The organism is Labrys sp. ALF-8 (assembly GCF_059699065.1).
Map to the genome: position 1 here is coordinate 1,866,429 of NZ_AP048537.1, position 21,124 is coordinate 1,887,552.

Consider the following 21,124-nt stretch of genomic DNA (forward strand, 5'->3'; position numbering starts at 1 on the left):
TTCGCGGGCGCCCGGCCTCATGCTGGTCTAATCAATCGTTGCAAGGTTGCGCCGAACCAACGGTAAGTTGATCGTTCGCAATCGTACCCCAGTGGATTTCCGCCGGAAGGCCAGCTAAGGGGACATGGATCAAGTAGGGACACTCATGCTGCGCCGCTTCTACGACTGGATGATTCGTGCCTCCGAAAGTCCCTCCGCGATCTGGGTACTTGGGTTCATATCCTTCGCCGAGAGTTCCTTCTTCCCCATCCCGCCCGACATCATGCTGATTCCGATGTCGGTGGCCCAGCCGAAGAAGGCCTGGCTCTACGCCACCGTCTGCACCATCGCCTCCGTTATAGGCGGCATCTTCGGCTACATGATCGGCTGGCTGCTCTACGACACGATCGGTACCTGGCTGATCAATCTCTACGGCTACCAGCATGGCGTGGAGCAGTTCCGCTGCCTCTACGCCGAGAACGGCGCCTGGATCATCCTGATCAAGGGCCTGACGCCGATCCCCTACAAGATCGTGACGATCACGTCGGGATTTGCCGGCTACAGCCTGTTCTGGTTCGTCGTCTTTTCGGTGATCACGCGCGGCGCCCGCTTCTTCGTGCTGGCCGGCATCCTCAATTATTTCGGGACACCGCTGCGGAATTTCATCGAGAGGCACCTCACCTCCGTGGTGATTGGCCTGGTGGTCTTCCTCGTCGCCGGCGCGCTGGCCTCCCACTATATTTTCCCCGAGAGCAGCACATGCAGTTGAACAGCGCCGCGCGAGCCGCCTTCATCGCCGGCATCCTGGGCCTCGTCGTCATACTCGCGGCGCTGGTGCTGCAATATGGCTTCGGCTACGCCCCGTGCCCGCTCTGCCTGCAGCAGCGCTGGCCCTATTATATCGGCGTGCCGATCGCCTTCATCCTGGCCTTCCTCGGCGGCCAGCTGCCCGGCAAGCTGACGGCGCTCCTTCTCGTGCTGCTCGCCGGCCTGTTCGCGTATGGCTGCTTCCTCGGTGTCTACCAGGCCGGCGCGGAATGGAACTTCTGGCTCGGACCGGCCGACTGTTCGGCCGGCAATATCGGCTCAAACCCCTCCGACGTGGGCGGCCTGCTCGATGCCATCGACAGTTCCGTCGTCGTATCCTGCACCAATCCGCGCCTGCGCATCCTCGGCGTCTCGCTCGCGGGCTGGAACGCCGTGGTGATGGCGGTCCTCGTGCTGATCACCCTATGGGGCGCCTCGCGCGCTGCTCGCCGGGTGCATAGGTAACCTACCCGTTCCTGAACCGTCACCGCCCGCAGGAGGGGAAGAACGGGCAGGATGCCCGTGCACCCGGAGCACTATCTTCATATCACGTTGAACTCGTCTGCAATCGTCCGGCGTTCCGCCGCCCATCGCAATATCCATATAGTCATGCCGGCACGTTGGCCTGAAATACGGACACGGATATGAAGCTCGGTGACCTCGGCTCGCGCATCTGCATCATGGGTCCTTCGAACAGCGGTAAGTCCACCCTGGCGAATGCGATAGCGCGAAAACGTAATCTCGACCCGATACATCTGGACCAGCTGCGGCATCGCCCACACACCGATTGGGAGATGCGCCCAAACGAGGAGTTCCAGACGCTCCATGATGCCGCGCTAGCGGGCGAGCGCTGGGTGATGGAGGGAAACTATTCCAGGCTCCTGCCGCAGCGCCTGGCCCGGGCGACGGGTTTCATCCTTCTCGACGTGTCGACGGGAGCCAGCCTTTTGCGCTATTTCCGCCGCTCTTGGTTCGAGCATGACCGTCGCGGCGGCCTTCCCGGCGGCAAAGACAGCGTGAAATGGGATATGCTGTACCATATCGCCATCCGCACACGCGGCAACCGCTCCCGTTATGCGCAGCTATTCGAAGAGATCGACTTGCCGAAGATCCAGCTGTTTTCGGGAAGGGAGATCACCAAATTCTACCGCACAGAGGGCCTAACGCGTTGAAACGGGCCGCAGTCGATTTGGTCATCGGCGGCGCTTCGAGGGCTGTTCTCCGGGGGCACGGGCATCCTCAGATCACGTTCAGCTCGAACACGGGCTCGTCGTCGATCACGCGCTGATAGCCGAACACGCTGAGGTCAAGCGTCTGAAAGCGGCCGGTGGTGATCAGTTCGGCGATCGCGCGGCCCGCCGCGGGCGATTGCTGCAGGCCGTGCCCCGAGAAGCCGTTGGCGAAATAGAAGTTGGGCAGCGCCGGATGGGGACCGATGATCGCGTTCTGGTCGAGCGTATTGTATTCGTAATGCCCGGCCCAAGCCCTGATGAGCTTGAGCTCCTCCAGCGCCGGCACCTGCGCCGCCAGCGCCGGCCAGACAGTGTTCTCGAAGAGCGAATAGTCGACATCGAAGTCGCCGTCGGCGCGTTTCTCGCCCCGCTCCTCCTCGGCACCGCCGCAGATATAGACCTCGCCCTCGGGCCGGATATAGATGCCGCCGGGCTCGACCAGCAGCGGCATGCGCGGCAAGGGCGTCCTGCAGCGCACCACGAAGACGGAACGCTTGCGCGGCTCGACCGGCAGCGCGAGCCCGGCCATGGCGGCGACAGCTCCCGCCTGCGGCCCGGCGGCGTTTACGAGTGTGCCGCAGGCGATACGGCCGCCGGATTTCAGCCTGACCGCCTCCACCCACCCCTTGCCGTGTTCGACGCCGACAACCTCGTCCCTCACATAGAGGGCGCCCGCCTCGCGCGCGGCCTTGCGGAAAAGGTCGAGCAAGGAATGGGAATCGAACCAACCCTCGCCGCGCCGGCCATAGGCACCGGATGCAATACCCTCGACGTTCAGCCAGGGGAATTCCCGCCGCAGGGTCTCGGGGCCGAGCAGATCGATCTCCGCCCCCTCGGCCTGCTGTACCTGCCAGTTCTGCTCCAGGATCGCCTTGCCGGCCTCGGTCGCCAGCAGGAGATAACCGCCCTCATGGAAGCCGACGTCGGCACCAGGCCCGAAGCGTTCCTCGAGACTGCGCAGGATCTCGAGCCCGAACAGGCTCATGCGGATGTTCTCCGGGGTGGAGAACTGCTGACGGATAGAGGCCGCCGACAAAGTGGTGGAGGAAAAGGCGTAGGTCGGATCGCGCTCGACCACCGTCACCGTGCCGGCGTAGCCGAGAACGGCCTTGAGGAAATAAGCGGTGGCCGAGCCTATGGCGGCACCGCCGACGACTACGATATCGGAAGAGGAAGAATTCACGAGGGACTCGCTGCAAGGCGGTCAATTGCGCCGCTCCGGCAGTCCTTCTATGATCATGGAGCGGCGGCGCGCAATATCCCGTGTCGCAGATGTGAAGCCGCCCGACGGGGAGACACGCTTGTCCCAGTGGACGCCACAACCGGCCGACGACCTGCCCGATGGCCTCATTCTGTTCGACGGCGTGTGCATGCTCTGTTCGGGCATGGTGCATTTCGTGCTTCCCCGTGACCGCGAGAGCCGCTTCCGCTTCGTCGCCATCCAGACGGAAGCCGGAAAGACGCTGGCAGGGCGCTTCGGCATCGATCCGGCCAATCCGGAGACCGTGGCGGTAACCCGCGGCGGCCAGGCGCTGTTCAAGAGCGATTGCGCCATCGCCATTGGCAGGGCCCTGCCGGGCTGGGGTTGGGTGAGCATCCTCGGCGTGATACCGCGCCCCCTGCGAGACTTCCTCTACGACCGCGTCGCCCGCAATCGATACCGCCTTTTCGGCAAGCGGGATGTTTGCCTCGTGCCGACGCCCGAGGTGAGGGCCCGCTTCATCGCCGACCTGCCGGGAACGGCATGATCGACGCGGATATCACCATTCGCCGCGCCGGTTTCGCGCTGGAGGCCGCCTTCACCACCGACGGCGGCATCACCGCGCTGTTTGGGCGTTCCGGCTCGGGCAAGACGACCATTCTCAACGCCGTGGCCGGATTGCTGCGTCCGGACCGCGGCCATATCAGGCTCAACGGCGACACGCTGTTCGACGCCGCCGGGCGCGTCTTCCTGCGGCCTCATCGCCGCCATGTCGGGCTGGTGTTCCAGGACGCGCAGCTCTTTCCCCACCTGACCGCCCGCCAGAACCTGACCTATGGCCGCTTCTTCAACCGCACCGCGGGAGAAAGGCTCGACTTCGACATGGTGGTGGGCGTTCTCGGTATCGGTGCGCTGCTCGGGCGCCGCCCGGGCGCCCTTTCGGGCGGGGAGAAGCAGCGCGTCGCCATCGGCCGCGCCCTGCTCGCCTCCCCCCGCCTCCTCCTGATGGACGAGCCCCTCGCCGCCCTCGACACCGCGCGCAAGCTGGAGATCCTGCCGCTGATCGAGCGGGTACGCGACGAGATGAAGGTGCCGATCCTCTATGTCTCGCACGCGGTCGAGGAAGTGGCGCGCCTTGCCGCCCGTGTCGTCGTGCTGGAGGACGGCAGAGTGGCGCGTGTCGGCCCGCCGCAGGACGTGCTTGCGCCGGCACCGGGCCCGGTGTCGAACCAGCGCTTCGACACCGTGTCACTGCTTCAGGCGCGCGTGCGGGCCTATGACGAGCGCTACGGCCTCTCCACCCTCGATCATCCAGCCGGCCCGATCAGCATTCCCGGCCGTGCCGGCGCCCCCGGCTCTCCCGTGCGGGTGGTGGTGCGCGGCTCGGACGTTTCGCTTGCCATGAAGCGCCCCGGCAGCGTTTCAATCCGCACCATGCTGTCGGCAAGCGTCAGGGCGATCGCCAGCGACGACGGCCCGGTCGCGCGCGTCGACCTTACCCTTGCCGGCGGGGATGCACTTTCGGCCTTCGTCACGCGCCATGCGGTGGACGAACTCGGCCTGGGAGCGGGCGACAACGTGCTGGCGATGATCAAGGCCGCGTCGATCGACGCCCGCTGACGGACTTCATGGAGCAGAAGTCGATTCGTCCGTCTACGGCCTCTTCTTCGCCTCGTCGAGCCAGCGCTGCGCGGCGTCGTAGTGGCGCTGCTGCATCGCCCCCGAAACCATGCGGATGGCTGCAAAAAGGATGGCGGCGTCGTCGGTATAGCCCAGGCCAACGATGAAATCGGGTATGACGTCGAAGGGCAGGACGAAATAGGCGAGCGCCGCGGCCAGCGTCACACGCACCTTCATGGGAGTCTCTCGGTCCAGCATCGCATAATAGGCGGCGAGCAGGTCGCGGGCGAAGGGCACATGGGCCAGCACCAGCTTCAGCTTGGGCAGAAAACGAGCGCGCAGATCCTCCTCGCGCCGCTCGAAGCGACGGCCGGCATCATCGGACGTGCGGGACTGTGTGACCATGGCACCTTCCTTTCGCGAGTGCATGTGGTCCCGCTGGGGAAGGTTTCAAGCGGCGGCCCTCGTTTACCCGAAAATAATTGGACAAAGTCTCATGCTCGACTGTCCTGCGACTGCCATTGCACTTCTTACATGGCAGGCAAGCACAATTTCCCATGCGAATCCATTGCGTCCGGCCGCGCGAAGGGATATCGCATCGCAACAAGATTATAACGGGTCGAAACTGGAGGTCCCTTCCGATGGCCGATCCAAAGCTTTCTGCCGATAGACCCCTCTCCCCCCATATCCAGATCTATCGCTGGCCGATCACGATGACGATGTCGATCCTGCATCGCGTCACCGGCGGCGCTCTTTATGTCGGCACGCTGCTGCTCGCCTGGTGGCTGCTCTCGGCCGCCGCGGGGGCGCAGGCCTTCGCCTGGATGCAGTGGTTTATCGGCTCACCGCTCGGCCTTCTCGTCCTCTTCGGTTACACTTGGGCCCTGATGCACCACATGCTCGGCGGCATCCGCCACTTCATCTGGGACCTCGGACACGGCCTCGGCCCCGGCGATCGCGATCGTCTGGCCCGCTACAACCTCATCGGCTCCATCGTGCTGACCGTCCTGATCTGGATCTTCGGCATCTGGGCGCTCGGCGGCTCGAACTGAGGAAAAGGCATGAGCAACAACAGCCTCAAGACACCGCTCGGCCGTGTTCGCGGCCTTGGTTCGGCCAAGTCGGGGACGGAGCATTTCTGGCTGCAGCGCCTTACCGGCGTCGCCATGGTGCCGCTGACCATCGTGTTCGTGTTCACGGTAATCTATCTCGCCAGGGCAAGCCAGGCCACGGCGATCGCCACGCTCGGGTCGCCGCTGATCGCCATCTTTCTCTATCTTTTCATCATTGCCGGGGTCATCCACATGCGGGCCGGCATGCAGGTCATCATCGAAGATTACGTCCATGAGGAAAAGCTGAAGATCGCGGCCGTGATGGCCAACACCTTCTTCGCCATCTTCATCGGGGCGGCCTGTCTCTTTGCCTTGTTGAAATTGAATTTCGGGATTTGATGCAAATGGCCGACGGCTCCGTTTCCCAGCCTGCCTCCAGCGGCAAGGCCTATCCCATCATCGATCACATCTATGACGTCGTTGTCGTCGGCGCCGGCGGCGCGGGCCTGCGCGCCGTGGTCGGCTGCTCCGAGGCAGGGCTTCGCACCGCCTGCATCACCAAGGTCTTCCCCACACGTTCGCATACGGTCGCGGCCCAGGGCGGCATCGCGGCATCGCTCGGCAACATGGGGCGCGACGACTGGCGCTTCCACATGTACGACACCGTCAAGGGGTCGGACTGGCTCGGTGACCAGGACGCCATCGAATATCTGGTGCGCAACGCTCCCGCCGCCGTCTACGAACTGGAACATTGGGGCGTGCCCTTCTCGCGCACCGAGGACGGGCGCATCTACCAGCGCCCCTTCGGCGGCATGACCACGGATTTCGGCAAGGGTATCGCCCAGCGCACCTGCGCGGCAGCCGATCGCACGGGCCACGCCATGCTGCACACGCTCTACGGCGCGGCCCTCAAGCACAGCGCCGAGTTCTTCGTCGAATATTTCGCCATCGACCTGATCATGGACGAGGAAGGGCAGTGCCGCGGCGTGGTGGCGCTCAAGATGGACGACGGCACCATCCACCGCTTCCGTTCCCATCGCACCATCTTGGCCACGGGCGGCTATGGCCGCGCCTACTTCACCGCCACCTCCGCACACACCTGCACGGGCGACGGCAATGCGATGGTGCTGCGCGCCGGCCTGCCGCTCCAGGATATGGAGTTCGTGCAGTTCCATCCCACCGGCATCTACGGCGCGGGCTGCCTCATCACGGAAGGCGCGCGCGGCGAGGGCGGCTACCTCACCAATTCGGAAGGCGAGCGCTTCATGGAGCGCTATGCACCCTCGGTGAAGGATCTCGCCCCACGCGACATGGTCTCGCGCGCCATGACGATGGAGATCCGCGAGGGTCGCGGCGTCGGCAAGCTCAACGACCACATCTTCCTGCACCTCGACCATCTCGATCCGAAGATCCTGGCCGAGCGCCTGCCCGGCATCTCCGAATCGGCACGCATCTTCGCCGGTGTCGACCTCACCAAGGAACCGATCCCGGTGCTGCCGACCGTGCACTACAACATGGGCGGCATCCCGACGAACTACCACGGCGAGGTGCTGACCAAGAAGGGCAACGATCCCGACGCGGTGGTGCCCGGCCTCATGGCGCTCGGCGAAGCGGCGTGCGTCTCCGTGCATGGCGCCAACCGCCTCGGCTCCAACTCGCTGATCGACCTCGTGGTGTTCGGCCGCGCGGCGGGTCTTCGCTGCGCCGAGATGGTCAAGCCCGGCGAGCGGCATCGCGATCTGCCGCCCGACTCGGCGGAGAAGGCGCTCGCTCGTCTCGATCGCCTGCGCTACGCCAAGGGCTCGACGCCGACAGCCGAACTGCGGCTCTCGATGCAGCGCGTCATGCAGAACGATTGTGCGGTCTACCGCACCGGCGCCTCGCTCGCCGAAGGCAAGGACAAGATCCACAAGGTCTGGAAGAGCGCCGACGACGTGCGCGTCACGGACCGCTCGCTGATCTGGAACTCCGACCTGATCGAGACCCTGGAATTCGACAATCTGATCGCCCAGGCCGTGGTGACCATGGACGGCGCCGAGAACCGCACCGAAAGCCGCGGCGCCCACGCCCGCGAGGACTTCCCCAACCGCGACGACCAGAACTGGATGAAGCACACCCTCGCCTGGGCCGATTCGGAGAAGAAGGCGGTGTCGATCGACTACCGGCCGGTGCATACCTACACCATGTCGAACGACGTCCAGTACATCGAGCCGAAGGCGCGCGTTTATTGAGGAATCAGGCCCGGCGGTTCGGGCCTGGTTTCCGCATTTGATATTGAAGCCCAGCCGGGCATTCGTAGCAGACCTGCAAGAGACCTGATCATGGTTCAGCTCACACTTCCCAAGAACTCCCGTGTCGTCAGCGGCAAGGTCTGGCCGAAGCCGGAGAGCCAGAAGCACCTGCGCGAGTTCAAGATCTACCGCTACGATCCGGACGGTGATTCCAACCCGCGCACGGACACCTATTTCGTCGATCTCGACGATTGCGGCCCGATGGTTCTGGACGCCATCATCTGGATCAAGAACAAGGTCGATCCGACGCTGACCTTCCGCCGCTCCTGTCGCGAGGGCATCTGCGGCTCCTGCGCCATGAACATCGACGGCTCCAACACGCTCGCCTGCACCAAGGCGATGAGCGACATCAAGGGACCGATCAAGATCTATCCGCTGCCACATATGCCGGTGGTGAAGGACCTTGTGCCCGACCTGACGCGCTTCTACGCCCAGCACGCCTCTGTCGAGCCGTGGCTGAAGACGGATACGCCCCAGCCCGAGAAGGAATGGCGCCAGTCCCACGGCGACCGCGAGAAGCTCGACGGCCTCTATGAGTGCATCCTGTGCGCCTGCTGCTCGACCTCCTGCCCGAGCTACTGGTGGAACGGCGACCGCTATCTCGGCCCCGCCGCCCTGCTGCAGGCCTATCGCTGGCTGATCGACAGCCGCGACGAGCGCACCGGCGAACGCCTGGACGACCTGGAAGACCCCTTCAAGCTCTATCGCTGCCACACGATCATGAACTGCGCCCAGACCTGCCCCAAGGGTCTGAACCCCGCCAAGGCGATTGCCGAAATCAAGAAGATGATGGTGGCAAGGCAGGTTTGAAGGCTGCAAAAACTCCTCGTCCTCCTGCCGGGACTTTCTCCCACAACGGGAGAAGGGGATTGTCCGGCGACATCGCAGCATGTCGAATGCCAGCATGATCCTGAGCGCAATGCCTGGCTGGGAGCGCAGGGCTTCACGATAGTCCGTTTGAGACCACGAGATCCCTAAGACTTTCCTGATGGTCTCGGATACGATACTTGCGCCGGCTGGCTTGCCTCGGTGATCGAGCGAGAAGCCTTCTATCCGCTCAGTTGACCGGCCCGGTTATGTCCACGTCCTCCACCGGGGCGCGCCGGTTGAGGTCGTCTCGCTTCAGTTGCGGGGAGGCGGCGGCGGGAACCGTGGCGGGAGCCTGGATGGAGAGCTTGGGCAGATGAAGCACGGGCTCGGCCCGAGGGCCGGCAGGCGTGGCGGCGGAGGTCACCGTCGACAGGGCGACCAGCATGGCAAGGGCACCTGTGGTAGCCATCGATCTTCTCCGGCAGGCGTCGCGTTCGAGCCACACCTTCCCGGAATTGATTTAAGCAAGCCTTAAGATCGTCCGAGTTATCAAAAAATCGACACAGAGTCGGTTCAGCACAGCCGTGTCTGCCTCGGAAAATCCTCATTCCGTAGCGGCATGAAGGCACTACCGTATTATTCCCGCTTTGCCGGGCGCTTCTTACTGTCATGCCGGCTGCCAATCTGGTATTGGCAGCCTTGAGCAACACCTGTTTTGGACCGGATGGACCGATGAAATTATCCGCGCTGGTACTTCTTCCTTGTGCCCTGGCTCTGGCTTCCTGCGCGTCATCATCCCGTCTCGGCGATTCGTTCGATTTCGGCGCCCGCAAGCCGCCGCCGGACGCCCGTCCCATCGCCGCACCCGAGCCCCTGATGGCGGCGCCGACCGAACAGGTCTCTTCCGAGCCATTACCGCCCGCCGGCGGCGCCGGCGTAACGCCAGGCTCGACCGTGGCGCCATCGCCCGGCTCGTCGCAAAGCCAGGTCGCTGCCTTGCCCACCACACCGCCGGCGCCTTCCACCGGCGGCATTGCCGGCGCCTGGAAAATCTCGGATGCTGCCCGCGGGAGCTGCAATATCTCGCTCACCCGCCAGACGCTGCTCGACGTCTATCGCGCGACGCCGTCGGGCTGCCAGGCCGGTTCGCTGGCCAAGGTCAATGCGTGGCAGCAGCGCGGCCAGGAGATCGACCTCCTCGAACCGGGCGGCCGCACCGCGGTCCGCCTGTTCCCCACGGGCGACGGAGCCTATGAAGGCGCCGCGACGATGTCGGGCGCCAAGATCCGCATGACACGATAGGCAGGCGATGCGGGATCGAACGTCGCTGCTCCGCACCGGAGCGGCGCGAGCGATCGTGTGGACACCCCCGCCCTCTTTCGAATGCCCAGGAAAAGCCGGAGGGTGCCAGCCTGTGAACGGTTTGGCGGCTCTTCCTATAAAGGGCTCGTCTCACGAACTGGCAAGAATGTCCCTGCCCGCCGGTGCCGGAGCACGGCCATAGGGATGGATCTGCGTGTCGTGTTCGGTCAGGAAATAGCGCCGGGCCACATCCCAGTAGCCGCTATACACCAATCCGCCATTGTCCCGGATCAGCTGCTCGCGGTTCTGCCGATACCATGCCGGGATTTCATACCAGGGCATCATCGGGTGATCGTGATGCACGACGTGCAGGTTGTTGTAGAGGAACAGTATCCCGAACAGGGGCGCGTTCTCGACGATGGCCGTGCGCTCCTCGACCTCGCTCTCCGCGCGATGCTCGGCGAAGGATCGCACCAGCATCAGGGCCGTGCCGGGATAGACGATCAGAGCCAGGTAGACGAGCGGGTTGATGCCGCATACCAGCACCAGCCAGGCGAGCACGACGAGGAGCTGCAGGGCATGGCTCGCCCAGATTCGGCGATGCATCGGCTCGTCGTTCCACACCGCCCGGACCTCACGCGTCAGGAAGGATGACATCGCCCGCGCGGGACCTAAGGTCATGCGGCCGAGAAAGGTCGCGTTCGCCCGGATGACCCAGGCATGGAAGGGGCTCAGCCGGCTCCACTGCTCCTGCGTCCAATAATGCGATTCGGGATCGTCGAGCGGATCCGTCAGGCGTTCGTCGCGATGATGGATGAGGTGGCTGATGCGGTATGATTCGTAGGGGAGCCACAGCAGCAACGGCCAGCAGCCGATGAAACGGTTCAATGTGCGATTCCTGGTCGGATGACCATGAATGACCTCGTGCTGCAGCGAGGCGTGCCAGGCAACGGTCCATGCGCCGAGGGGAACCCAGAGCCAGAACGGGATCGAAGCGTGGAAATAGGTCAATAACCCCCAAAGGCTATAGATTAAAGCAGAGAGTGCCACGGTTGGCCATTCGACCGCCTGCCGCTTACGTCGCGCCCGAATCCCAGCCTTACTCATTCAAATTGCTCCACATTATCGTGAATGATGCAGGCAAATCACAAATCACACAAGGATGATGTTGTAGCAAGACATTGACATTTGTCGTCTCAAGTTCTCTTATGTGTATTATTATATCATATGTTGATTTTCATAAACGATCGGAGCGTTGGATGGCACACCCGAGCGCGGCTCAGGGATTTCGGGACAGGCTCGAGCGCGTCATCGCGCAAACTGGTCTGAACCAGGCGGGCTTCTCCCGCCATGTCGGCATCGACCGCTCGACGCTTTCCCAGTTGCTCTCGCCCGACAATGACCGGCTCCCTCGCGCGGAGACGCTTGCCGCCATCGCCAAGGGGTGTCGCATCTCGATAGACTGGCTGCTGGGCTTGTCCCAGCGCGAGCAGGTCGGGGCGGAACTCGTGGAAGCCGTGCTCACCATCGAGACGCAGGCCCACGCCCCCTTCGACGAGCGCTTCCTGCGCTGGCTGGCCGAAGCCGCGGGGCGCAAGCTGCGCACCGTGCCGATGACCTTTCCGGATTTCATGAAGACCGACGACGTCATGCAGTTCGAGTATTCGGCGGCGCTCGGCCCCGAGCCAAATCCCAGCCTGGCGGACCGCCGCCGCCTCATCGTCGCCGCGATCCGCGATGGCGGGGAGATGGAGGCCTGCGTCTCGATCCAGGCACTCGAGGCCTTCGCCGCCGGCCAGGCGCAATGGCAGGGTCTCGACAGCGCCACACGCCAGGTCCAGCTCAACTCGATGGCGACCCTCGCCGAGGAACTCTACCCGACCTTACGCCTGCAGCTCTATGACCTCAGACAGACCTACTCGGCACCCTTCACGGTCTTCGGCAATTCGAGAGCTGCGGTCTATCTCGGCCCTACCTACCTGGTCCTCAACGCCAGCGAACATATCCGCGCCCTCACGCGGCGCTTCGACGACATCGTCCGCACGGCGACGATCCAGCCTCACATGGTCGCAAGCTACCTGCGGGAAAAGGCAGATCTCGTGCACCGTCCTTGAGGCCGGAACTGCGCCGGATCAAGGTTCCGCAAGATGAACGCTATATGAACGACCGCTTGCGGGAGTGTTCACACATTCCCAGCTAAAGTGTGCCTTATGATCCGGTTTGGAGATGCATCATGTCCCGCCGAACCCTTATCGGGGTTATAGCCGGTCTTGGCCTCCTGACCGGACTGGGCACCGCGCTTGCCCAGGAATATACGGACGACTATGCCCCGCTGCCGCCGCGCATGGGCTGGAATCGTCCTGCCCAGCCTCCTGGCGTCGATATCGGCGGCGACCAGCTGCTGCCGCCGCGCGTCATCATCAACAGCCTGTCGCGCCGCGGCTACCGCAACGTCGATATCAAGCGCGTGCGTGGCGACAGCTATATCGCGGAAGCGAGCGGCCCGCAGGGCGGGCGCGTACTGATCGTCGTTGACGGTCACACCACGGAGATTACAGGTCTGCGGCAGATCGGCTGGGACCGGCCTCCCCGTCGCTGGGACGACGACGGCTGGCTTCCGCCGCGACCCTGGAGTGGTCCACGCTGGTAGGCTCGGGGTATTCCTCGATAGCACAGCGTGATCCGGAGCGGTCCGGCAGCCCGCCTGCGCCCAGGGTGCAGGCGGGCTTGTTTTTGGTGCGGCCTCGAATCTCGCCATGCCGACCGACATCGCAACTCGCCGCGGGATGACCGCGGTAGCGGAATGATGCTATGGAGCCGGTATTCCTCGATCATCCAGGTTCCATGCAGCTCTTCGATTGCCCCGAAAACCCCTGTCCGGACGGCGCCGTCGTCGAAATGATCACCACGCGGGACGGTGTCACGCTGCGCACGGCACGCTGGCCCGCACTCTCGCCCAAGCCCAGGGGCACGATCTGTCTCTTCCAGGGACGCTCGGAATTCATCGAGAAATATTTCGAGGTGATCCGCGACCTGCGTGCGCGCGGCTTCGCCGTTGCAACGCTGGACTGGCGCGGCCAGGGCGGCTCGGATCGGCTTCTCATGGACGGGCGGCTCGGCCATATCGATAATTTCGACCACTACGCGCCCGACATCGAAGCGTTCATGCGCCAGATCGCGCTGCCCGAATGCCCGGGGCCTTTCTATGGCCTGGCGCATTCGATGGGGGGCGCCATCCTGTTCGGCAACCTGCCGCCGAGCATGAACTGGTTCGAGCGCCTCGTGGTGACAGCTCCGATGATCGGCATCGGCGAAAAGCCCGGTGCTCGCTTCCTGGCCCGCTTTCTCGGCGGCATCGGCCTTTCCCGGCGTACGGTGCCGGGCTTCTCGCCCCGCCCGGTGGGGCTGAAGCCTTTCGAGGGCAATCCGGTGACCTCCGATCCCATACGCTACGACCGGGCGGCCATCGTTGCTCGCGAGGCTCCCGAACTCGCCATTGGCGGACCGACGATCGGCTGGGTGCGGGCAGCCTTCGCGCTGATGGAGACTCTCGGCGACCCGCGCTTCGGCGCCGACTGGCGTATTCCGACGCTGATCTTCATCGCCGGGGAGGACAGGGTCGTGTCGTCACCGGCGGCGGGGCATTTTGCGGCCAAGCTCTTCGCCACCAAGGCCCTGACCATTCCGAGCGCGCGCCACGAGATCATGCAGGAACGCGACGCCATCCGGAATATCTTCTGGGCCGCATTCGACCAATTCATCCCGGGAACGACAGGCTGAGGATGAGGTGACGACCTGTCCCAGAGGGCTCGCGCTGCCCTTCTATCTCAACCCTGCGCCTGCAGCAACGACAGGGCTGCGGCATGGACGCGGGGATCGCCGGCCGCCACAATTTGGCCGCCGGCCTGGGCGGGGCCGCCGTCCCAGGTCGTAATGACCCCGCCGGCACCCTCGACGATGGGGATCAGCGCCACGATGTCGTAGGGCTGCAGGCTTGCCTCGACCACCAGATCCACGAGGCCCATCGCCAGCATCGCATAGGCGTAGCAGTCACCACCGTAGCGTGACAGCTTCACCTGCTCCTCGATCAGGGTGAAGCGGCTGCGCTCCTCCTTGGCCATCAGCTTGGGATGGGTGGTATAGAGGACAGCCTCGGCGAGGCCGGAACAGGAACGGGTTCGCATCACGCGTTCGCCGCCCGGGCCGCGATATTTGGCAGACCCCCCGTCGCCAGAGAAACGCTCGCGGGTAAAGGGCTGGTGCATCATGCCATAGCAGGGCTGGCCGTTGCGCAGCAGCCCGATCAGCGTGCCCCAGTTGAGCATTCCCGAAATGAAGGACTTCGTGCCGTCGATCGGATCGAGCACCCAGACGAACTCGGCATCCAGGCGCTCGGAGCCGTATTCCTCACCCATGACGCCATGAGCGGGAAACATGGCGCGGATCTTCTGCCGAATTACCGCTTCGGCACCACGGTCGGCCTCGGTGACGGGATCGAAGTTCACACCGCCGGACTTGTCCTCGGCAATGAGCGAAGAGCGGAAGAAAGGCAGGATGGCGGTGCCTGAAACGCTCGCGAGTTCATCCACGAAAGCTTCGAAATCGACCGGCGCCATCATCCCCTCCGCGTTCTCTCGACAGGCCATGAGACCTGGATCGGGTTGATGCTGTAGAGCAGTTTCCAGCAGGTGCAAACCGGTTTTTGCAAATGAAAACCCCGCCACGAGGGCGGGGCTCTTGCCCTGCGCCGGCAGCGCAATGTGCCGGCTCAGGTTACTACTCTAATAGCGATCAGCGGCAGACGCGGACACGCTCGATATGATAGCCGTAGTCGTACTGGTTCGGCACGCGCTGGCGCTCGAACCAGCAGCGAGGCTGCACGTAGACCGGTGCGGGCTCGTAATAGTCGTCCTCGTAATAGCGGTCGCGATTGTTTAGAGCGCTGCCCAGCAACAGGCCGCCGACCAGACCAGCAGCCGCGCCGCCGGCGAAAGCGCCGTTGCGGCCATAGCGGGCCTCTGCCGTGCCGGTGGTCGCCACCGAAGCACCGGCAATCGTGGCCAGGACCAGAGCCGATGCGAGAATCTTCTTCAACATGATCAACTCCTCACAAGGGGTGTTTCGGAAGCGCCACCCCTCGGTAGCAGCTCAGTACCCTTGAACTGATAGGGTGCACTTTAAGGGCCAGTACCTGAATGGACTATGAACGCGACGGACAGGATTCTCGTGCCGGCCGCGCTGGCTGGATCCTCGCCGGCCCGCCGGCAAGGGACTCCAATTCCCGCCACATCAGCCGATTCCCTCGAAGGACACGACGTCCACGACATCTCCCAGCCGGTCGCGGGCGATGTCGATCACATGGCGGTGATGGGTGAAGAGAATCTTCTGAAGCGACGAATCCCTGACGGCCAGCACCTCGAGCGCGGCGGCAACGCGAGTTTCGTCGAACGTCATGACCAGATCGTCGCCGATGAAGGGAGGTACCTCCCGGCGGGCCGCCATGACCTCGAGATTGGCAAGACGCAGGGAAAGGTAAAGCTGGTCGCGCGTGCCTTCGCTGAGGCCTTCGATCGGCGTGGTGTTGCCGTCGATGCGGCGGGCGGCCAGCCGCAGCCGATCCTCGTCGTCGTAAAGCGTCGCGATGCCGGCAAAGCCGCCGCCCGTCATGGTGGCGAAGAGAGCACCGGCGCGGGCGATCAGCGGCCCCTGCTCCGATTTGAGCTGCCGCTCCAGCCCGGACTCGATCAGAAGCGAAGCCGTCTTCAGCACCAGATAGTCGCGCGAGATGCGTTCGAGGTCGCCGCGGGCATCCTGGAGCGCCTGCGCGGCGCCGGCCGCCCCCGCCTCGCGCTCGATCGCTTCGCGCCGCCTGCGCAGTTCCCCGAGCGACAGGGCGGCCTGTTTGTCCTCCTCCATCAGGGTCGCGAGTTCGGCCTGCACGGCCTCTGCCTCGCCGGCAGCCTCGTCGACGCCGATCTCGCCGGCCTCCGCCCTCAGGACGGCCTCGTCCAGCCCATCTCCCTGTGTCGCCAGCTCCGCACTCGCCCTCGCGAGTTCCTGGCGCAGCGCGGCGCGTGTCACGAGTTCGCCGGCGAGCACCGCCAAAGCGGCCGGTTCGCATCCGGCCTTGTCGGCCAGGAGGGCCACTGCGCCTTCATGAACCCGCTGATCCGCCTGCATCCCGGCCAACGCCGCCTTGCGCCGGTCCAGCGTTTCCTGCGCAGCCCGTCGCCGGGCGGCCGCCTCGCGCTCCGTGCCGAGTGCGGCCGCGAGACCGAGAGCGATCTCCGTGGGCTCCGCCGCCTCGTCCGGCGTCAACCGGCCAGCGAGGGCCTGGGCGCGCTGGGCGTAGCCCGCCTGGTCCTCTCTAATACTGGCGATGCGATGCTCCACATTGCCGAGCTGGTCCAGCTTGCCCTGGACCGCAATCCACAATTCGCCCGCCTTCGCCGCCTCCTGCGGGCTCGTATCGGGGGGCAGGCCGAGCGCGCCGAGGGCCGCCGACCATTCATTGACCATGGCGGCAAGAATTGCGCTCGCCTCCTCCCCGGTCTTGCTTGCCCGGGAAAGCTCGGCACGCGCGTTGGCGAGCTGGTCCGTCAGCGAACGGGCCTCCCGAGCGCCCTGCTCGAGCACACCCAGACGGTCCTCGACCAGACGCACCAGGCTCGCGAGACTCTGCACCGCCACTCCGCCGAGGCCGGCCTCCACCGCGAGCGCCTCAAGAGCCGGCCGCTCTCCATCGAGGCGGTGCCGGGCCTGCGCGACGCGCGCTTTGAGATCGCGCAGCGCCTGACGTTCCTCGCGCAGACGGCCCAGTTCGGAGAGGAAGCGCCGCATGGCGGCGGGGGTGGCGTCCGCACAACCGATGGGGGCGAAGAGCGCGCGCCAGGCATCGTCGGCCGCGCTCCGATCGCAAGCCAGCGCCCCCATGTCGGCCTGCAGGCTGGCAAGCGCGGCGCTGTCGCTGTCCCGCGCATTCAAGGCCACCTCGCGCCGGGCAAGGCGCTCCGCCTGCGCCAGGCGGCGATCGGCCAGCATGTCGACCTGCGCGACGATCTTCCGATAGGCCCAGATGGCGGTCGCCGAGGGTTCCGCGGCGATCGCATCGAACAGCGCGTCGCGCTCCTCGCGTTCCCGAGCGAGATAATCGCCTTCGATCAACCCCTCCTCCCCCGCGACGACAGCCAGCGCGGCGTCGGCGGCCGCGATCGCACTCCTCAGGCGTTTCGCGTCGGCTTCCTGCTGGCGGGCGCGCGCATCGAGTTCGGCAAAACGCTGTTCTGCCGCCGCAAGCGCCTCCTCCGGAGGTTCGCGCCATGCCCAGAGCGCATCCTTGTCGGGCACGGAGGGCGAGAGGCGCGCCAGCCTGTCCTCGAACAAAGCCTCACGCCGGTCGAACTCGGCCTCCTGCTCGCCGAGGGCCGCCGCCTCGGCAAGCGCCGGCTGCATGGCCTTCAGGCGCTGGCGCATGGGTTGCGGGTCCGTGCCACCGCCAAGGCTGGCGGCCTTGCCCTCGAGAGCTTCGATCGCTTCATGCCACCTAGCGGCGGCACGCCGGCTTTCGCCCGACATTTCCTCCGCACGGCGGCGGCGTTCCATGAGGAGGCGGATGCGTTCCAGCGCGAGATCGTCGGGCCGCAACCCGGAAAGAGCGGCTCGGCCAGACATGCCCAGCCGGCGGGCGAGGTCGTCGAGGTCACGGGCAAGGTCGCGCGCCTCAACTTCCCGGCGCGGCAAGTCCTGCAAGGCCTTGGCAAGCGCGGCACGCTCCTCGTTCAGCGCCGTGATGGTTTCGCTCTCGGCGAGAAGGGCATCGCTCACGCGAATCGCTGCGAGCGATTGCCCGGCCTCCTCGGTTTCGCGCACCAGGCGCGAAAGAGACTCCCGGCCTGCGGCGGCCCTGGAGAGGGCCGCCTCGATCTCGCCGGCGAGGCTGTCGGGCAGGTCCGGCAAGGCCCGCAGGCCGGAGAGTGCCTGCTCGGCCTGATCGATGCGGGCCAGCAGAGGTGCAACACGCCGCACGCGGTCGATGCGCGCGCGCCGGATGCCCGCCTCCCGCAGTTGTCCCGCCAGGGTACCCGCCTTCGTCTCCTGAGCGGCGATCTCCCCTTCCAGGGCACGCACGTCGTCGGCCCGGAGCGAGAGCTCGCGCAGAGCCCGGCGCGCGCCATCGTAGCGCTCCTGTGCCTCATAGAAAGCACGCTTGCTCGACTTGCGGAGGCCGAACAGGGCATCGGCTTCCGCCTCCAGGCCGGTGCGCACGGAGAGCAGGGTCTTGAGGCCGGAGGCGGCGGCGAACAGGCTTTCCCCCACTTCTCCCTGCGCCGCCAGCATTTGCCTCGCGCCCTCCCGCAATCCTGCCTGGTCCAGGCCGAATGCGGCGAGGAAGACCTCGCGCGAGATACCGCCAAGCGCGCCATCGAGCAGGCCGTCGTCCAGAGGGAAATCGGCGCCGTCGGACAGGGAATTGCGCAAACGCTTGCGGCGCCAGAATGCCTGCCTGCTGCCATCGGCGCGCAGCACTTCGGCACCGATCCTGAGATCCTCGTAGCGGTGGCGGAAATTGGCGGGACTGCGCGCCTCGAAACCGTAGAGCAGGTCAGTGATGGCGGCGAGGGCAGAGCTCTTGCCGGCCTCATTCGGGCCGTAGACGATGTGCAGCGCGGCCTCCGGCCGGAATTGGAGCCGGGCGCCGGTAAAGGGGCCGTAGCGGTCGAGATCGAGGCGTGTGAGTTTCATGCCGCCTCGCCGGAACCCTGGCGCAGGCGTGCCAGCGCCACCGAACGCGCCTCCGACACCAGGCCGGCGCGCATGGCCTCGCCGCCCTCCGCGACGGCCTGCCGGATCTCATCGGGGAGCCTGGCCAGTATCTCCTCGACCGCGGCGGAAAAGCTCGCGTGGAAGGCCGCGTCGCCCTCCAGGCCGGCCAGCAACACCTCGGGATCGGCAAAACCCACGGCTTCGCCGCGTCTTGCCGTGCGAGGCTGCGCGGTCGCGATTTCCACGCGCTCTATGTAGAGGTGATCGCTCACCCGATCGGCCGCAGCCTGGATCTCGGCCTGCAGATGCTGGCTATCGGCGACGAGCAGATCATGGGCCGACGTCTCGCCCAGCAGGGCGAGGCGCAAGGCAAGCGGCCGTTCCCCGGCAGCGGCGACCTCGGCGCGCAGGGCAGGCTCGACGAGCGCGAGCACCTCGGGCAGGTTCGCCGCAGAGCCTACATCGAGCCGGATATACGCCCAGCGGGCCTTGTCGAGCACCATGGGGGTCGCGGCAAGAACGATGCCGTCGTCCACCTCGACGAGCATGGCTCCCTTGGCGCCGGCCTCGCGCACGTGGCGACCCTGGAGATTGCCCGGGAAGACGACATGGGGATCGGTCGAAACGGTTTCGGCCGCGTGAATATGGCCGAGGGCCCAGTAATCGTAATATTTCGCCTTGAGGTCCGCGAGCGTGCAGGGCGCGTAGGAGGCGTGGCCGGCCCGCCCGTCGAGCGAGGTGTGCAGCAGGCCGATATTGAACCAGCCTTCCCGCGCGGCCGGATAGGTCCGCACGATGTTCTCCGTTACGGAACGGTCGGCGAAGCTGCGGCCATGCAAGGCGACCTTGAGATCGGCGAGTTCCAGCGTCTCCGCCTTCCGGGTACCGAAGACATGCACGAGAGGCGGCAGGGTCACCTTGCGCGAAATCTGGCTTTCGGCATCGTGATTGCCCTGGATCAGAAAGGTGGGAATGCCGGCTCGCGACAGCCTGGCAAGCTGGCCCGCGAAGAACAGGCCGGTATGATAGTCGCGCCAGTCGCCATCGTAGACATCGCCGGAAATGACCAGGAAGGCGGCCTCGCGCGCCAATACCTCGTCGACCAGCGCGACGAAGGCTCCGCGCGCCGCCTGTGCGAACAGAGCCGCAAGGTGCGGCTGGCGCGCGGTGAGCCCGTGCATGGGGCTGTCGAGATGCAAGTCGGCGGCATGGACGAAGCGAAAGCGCATGGCAGGCTTTTAGCCGATCACCTATCCGAGTCGACAGGGAAAGAAAGTCCCCGACGGGCGACGGACCGGCCTGCCACGTGAAAAGCTCCCCTCACCCCAGAATCGGCCCCAGATAATCGCGCTTGCTCAGTTCCACGCCATTGGCCCGCAGGATCGAATAGCTGGTGGTGACGTGGAAATAGAAGTTCGGCAGCGCGAAGAGGGTGAGATAGGCATCGGATTCGAATTCCCGCTGCGTGCCGCCGATCTTCAGGCTGATCTTGCGCCCGGCCGCTGCTTCCACCGCGGCCTCGGGCACCGACCGAATGAAGTCGAGCGTCTTGGCGATGCGCGACTGCAACTCCGCGAAGTCTTTCTCGTCGTCGGCATGCTTGGGCGCCTCGACGCCCGACAAGCGCGACACCGCCAGCTTGGCGGAATCGCAGGCCGTGGAGACCTGGCGGGACAGTGGCAGCATGTCGGCGGTCAGCCGCAGTCCGCACATCACCGTCGGATCGATCTTCCTGGCTTCCCCATAGGCAGATCCCTTCTCGAGGATCGCCGAAAGGTTTCCTAGACCGTGAATAAACACCTGGGTCGAGGATTGATAGAAAGAAAGGGGCATATTTCCTCTCGGTATTTGTCCGATTATTCACACGATGCCTGACAATCGCGCAATCGTGAGCCTTTCGGAGGTATCAAAGTAGGTTTCCGAAACTTTCGGCTTCGCTGAACCCTGTCAATGATGTGGACACCTGCGGAAAGCCACATTACCAAATTGTAATCCGGCAAACTTTTACCCGGTGAACACATCCCTGGCGGACCGGTTTTAGCAAGATCGGCGCCGCTCGCTAACGCA

Annotated in this window: 22 protein-coding genes; 13 read left to right on the forward strand and 9 right to left on the reverse strand. The window is 65.1% G+C overall.

Annotated features, from left to right (window positions below):
* Positions 1–145: 145 nt before the first annotated feature.
* The 3 genes from AC6H34_RS08560 to AC6H34_RS08570 all read left to right on the forward strand — a co-directional run bounded on the left by AC6H34_RS08560 (position 146) and on the right by AC6H34_RS08570 (position 1,958).
* A complete protein-coding gene (locus tag AC6H34_RS08560) occupies positions 146–748 on the forward strand; it encodes a YqaA family protein (RefSeq protein WP_448150378.1) in 603 nt (200 codons plus the stop codon).
* Positions 739–1,251 (forward strand): disulfide bond formation protein B, encoded by a 513-nt coding sequence (locus AC6H34_RS08565; RefSeq protein WP_448150377.1) that lies wholly within the window; start codon positions 739–741, stop codon positions 1,249–1,251. Before AC6H34_RS08560 ends, AC6H34_RS08565 begins: the two co-directional genes overlap by 10 nt.
* A gap of 179 nt (positions 1,252–1,430) precedes the next feature.
* Complete coding sequence (locus AC6H34_RS08570) at positions 1,431–1,958, forward strand: P-loop NTPase family protein (RefSeq protein WP_497538497.1); 528 nt, start codon at positions 1,431–1,433, stop codon at positions 1,956–1,958.
* A 67-nt stretch (positions 1,959–2,025) separates the two neighbouring features.
* Here the strand turns inward: AC6H34_RS08570 and AC6H34_RS08575 are convergent, their stop codons facing one another.
* The gene (locus AC6H34_RS08575; RefSeq protein ID WP_497538498.1) at positions 2,026–3,201 is read right to left on the reverse strand and encodes an NAD(P)/FAD-dependent oxidoreductase; all 1,176 of its coding nucleotides are present in this window, start codon (positions 3,199–3,201) and stop codon (positions 2,026–2,028) included.
* Positions 3,202–3,319: 118 nt separating this feature from the next.
* On the opposite strand from AC6H34_RS08575, the gene AC6H34_RS08580 reads away from it, so the two are divergent.
* Entirely contained in the window at positions 3,320–3,766 is a 447-nt protein-coding gene (locus tag AC6H34_RS08580; protein WP_497538499.1) for a thiol-disulfide oxidoreductase DCC family protein, read from the forward strand.
* A complete protein-coding gene (modC, locus tag AC6H34_RS08585) occupies positions 3,763–4,839 on the forward strand; it encodes a molybdenum ABC transporter ATP-binding protein (RefSeq protein ID WP_448150373.1) in 1,077 nt (358 codons plus the stop codon). Before AC6H34_RS08580 ends, modC begins: the two co-directional genes overlap by 4 nt.
* A gap of 33 nt (positions 4,840–4,872) precedes the next feature.
* Here modC and AC6H34_RS08590 read toward each other — a convergent pair whose 3' ends face one another.
* Entirely contained in the window at positions 4,873–5,244 is a 372-nt protein-coding gene (locus tag AC6H34_RS08590) for a YkvA family protein (RefSeq protein WP_448150372.1), read from the reverse strand.
* Positions 5,245–5,480: 236 nt separating this feature from the next.
* Here AC6H34_RS08590 and sdhC point away from each other — a divergent pair, with 236 nt between their 5' ends.
* The 4 genes from sdhC (at position 5,481) to AC6H34_RS08610 (ending at position 8,992) form a co-directional block, all read left to right on the forward strand.
* Positions 5,481–5,891, forward strand: a complete 411-nt coding sequence (gene sdhC, locus AC6H34_RS08595) for a succinate dehydrogenase, cytochrome b556 subunit (RefSeq protein WP_448150371.1) — start codon at positions 5,481–5,483, stop codon at positions 5,889–5,891.
* Positions 5,892–5,900: 9 nt separating this feature from the next.
* Positions 5,901–6,290, forward strand: coding sequence for a succinate dehydrogenase, hydrophobic membrane anchor protein (gene sdhD / locus AC6H34_RS08600; protein WP_497538500.1), 390 nt, complete (start codon positions 5,901–5,903; stop codon positions 6,288–6,290).
* 5 nt (positions 6,291–6,295) lie between these two features.
* A complete protein-coding gene (sdhA, locus tag AC6H34_RS08605; protein WP_497538501.1) occupies positions 6,296–8,122 on the forward strand; it encodes a succinate dehydrogenase flavoprotein subunit in 1,827 nt (608 codons plus the stop codon).
* A gap of 90 nt (positions 8,123–8,212) precedes the next feature.
* Complete coding sequence (locus AC6H34_RS08610; protein ID WP_448150368.1) at positions 8,213–8,992, forward strand: succinate dehydrogenase iron-sulfur subunit; 780 nt, start codon at positions 8,213–8,215, stop codon at positions 8,990–8,992.
* A gap of 247 nt (positions 8,993–9,239) precedes the next feature.
* Here AC6H34_RS08610 and AC6H34_RS08615 read toward each other — a convergent pair whose 3' ends face one another.
* Positions 9,240–9,461: a hypothetical protein gene (locus AC6H34_RS08615; protein WP_448150367.1), complete on the reverse strand. Its 222-nt coding sequence runs from the start codon at positions 9,459–9,461 to the stop codon at positions 9,240–9,242.
* Positions 9,462–9,724: 263 nt separating this feature from the next.
* On the opposite strand from AC6H34_RS08615, the gene AC6H34_RS08620 reads away from it, so the two are divergent.
* Positions 9,725–10,294, forward strand: coding sequence for an AprI/Inh family metalloprotease inhibitor (locus AC6H34_RS08620; protein WP_448150366.1), 570 nt, complete (start codon positions 9,725–9,727; stop codon positions 10,292–10,294).
* A 150-nt stretch (positions 10,295–10,444) separates the two neighbouring features.
* Here the strand turns inward: AC6H34_RS08620 and AC6H34_RS08625 are convergent, their stop codons facing one another.
* Positions 10,445–11,401: a fatty acid desaturase gene (locus AC6H34_RS08625; protein WP_497538502.1), complete on the reverse strand. Its 957-nt coding sequence runs from the start codon at positions 11,399–11,401 to the stop codon at positions 10,445–10,447.
* A 152-nt stretch (positions 11,402–11,553) separates the two neighbouring features.
* Between AC6H34_RS08625 and AC6H34_RS08630 the strand changes: the two genes are divergently transcribed.
* The 3 genes from AC6H34_RS08630 (at position 11,554) to AC6H34_RS08640 (ending at position 14,074) form a co-directional block, all read left to right on the forward strand.
* Positions 11,554–12,408 (forward strand): helix-turn-helix domain-containing protein, encoded by an 855-nt coding sequence (locus AC6H34_RS08630; RefSeq protein WP_448150364.1) that lies wholly within the window; start codon positions 11,554–11,556, stop codon positions 12,406–12,408.
* 119 nt (positions 12,409–12,527) lie between these two features.
* Positions 12,528–12,944 carry a hypothetical protein gene (locus AC6H34_RS08635; protein WP_448150363.1) on the forward strand — a complete coding sequence of 139 codons (417 nt, stop codon included), beginning with the start codon at positions 12,528–12,530 and terminating at the stop codon, positions 12,942–12,944.
* A 161-nt stretch (positions 12,945–13,105) separates the two neighbouring features.
* Positions 13,106–14,074 (forward strand): alpha/beta fold hydrolase, encoded by a 969-nt coding sequence (locus tag AC6H34_RS08640; protein WP_448150362.1) that lies wholly within the window; start codon positions 13,106–13,108, stop codon positions 14,072–14,074.
* A gap of 47 nt (positions 14,075–14,121) precedes the next feature.
* Here AC6H34_RS08640 and hisN read toward each other — a convergent pair whose 3' ends face one another.
* The 5 genes from hisN to AC6H34_RS08665 all read right to left on the reverse strand — a co-directional run bounded on the left by hisN (position 14,122) and on the right by AC6H34_RS08665 (position 20,890).
* Complete coding sequence (gene hisN / locus AC6H34_RS08645; RefSeq protein WP_497539862.1) at positions 14,122–14,910, reverse strand: histidinol-phosphatase; 789 nt, start codon at positions 14,908–14,910, stop codon at positions 14,122–14,124.
* Positions 14,911–15,085: 175 nt separating this feature from the next.
* Positions 15,086–15,391, reverse strand: coding sequence for a hypothetical protein (locus AC6H34_RS08650; protein WP_448150360.1), 306 nt, complete (start codon positions 15,389–15,391; stop codon positions 15,086–15,088).
* 192 nt (positions 15,392–15,583) lie between these two features.
* Positions 15,584–19,036 (reverse strand): ATP-binding protein, encoded by a 3,453-nt coding sequence (locus tag AC6H34_RS08655; protein WP_497538503.1) that lies wholly within the window; start codon positions 19,034–19,036, stop codon positions 15,584–15,586.
* Entirely contained in the window at positions 19,033–20,286 is a 1,254-nt protein-coding gene (locus AC6H34_RS08660; protein WP_448150358.1) for a metallophosphoesterase family protein, read from the reverse strand. Before AC6H34_RS08660 ends, AC6H34_RS08655 begins: the two co-directional genes overlap by 4 nt.
* A gap of 91 nt (positions 20,287–20,377) precedes the next feature.
* Positions 20,378–20,890 (reverse strand): DUF1993 domain-containing protein, encoded by a 513-nt coding sequence (locus AC6H34_RS08665; protein ID WP_448150357.1) that lies wholly within the window; start codon positions 20,888–20,890, stop codon positions 20,378–20,380.
* Positions 20,891–21,124: the final 234 nt, after the last annotated feature.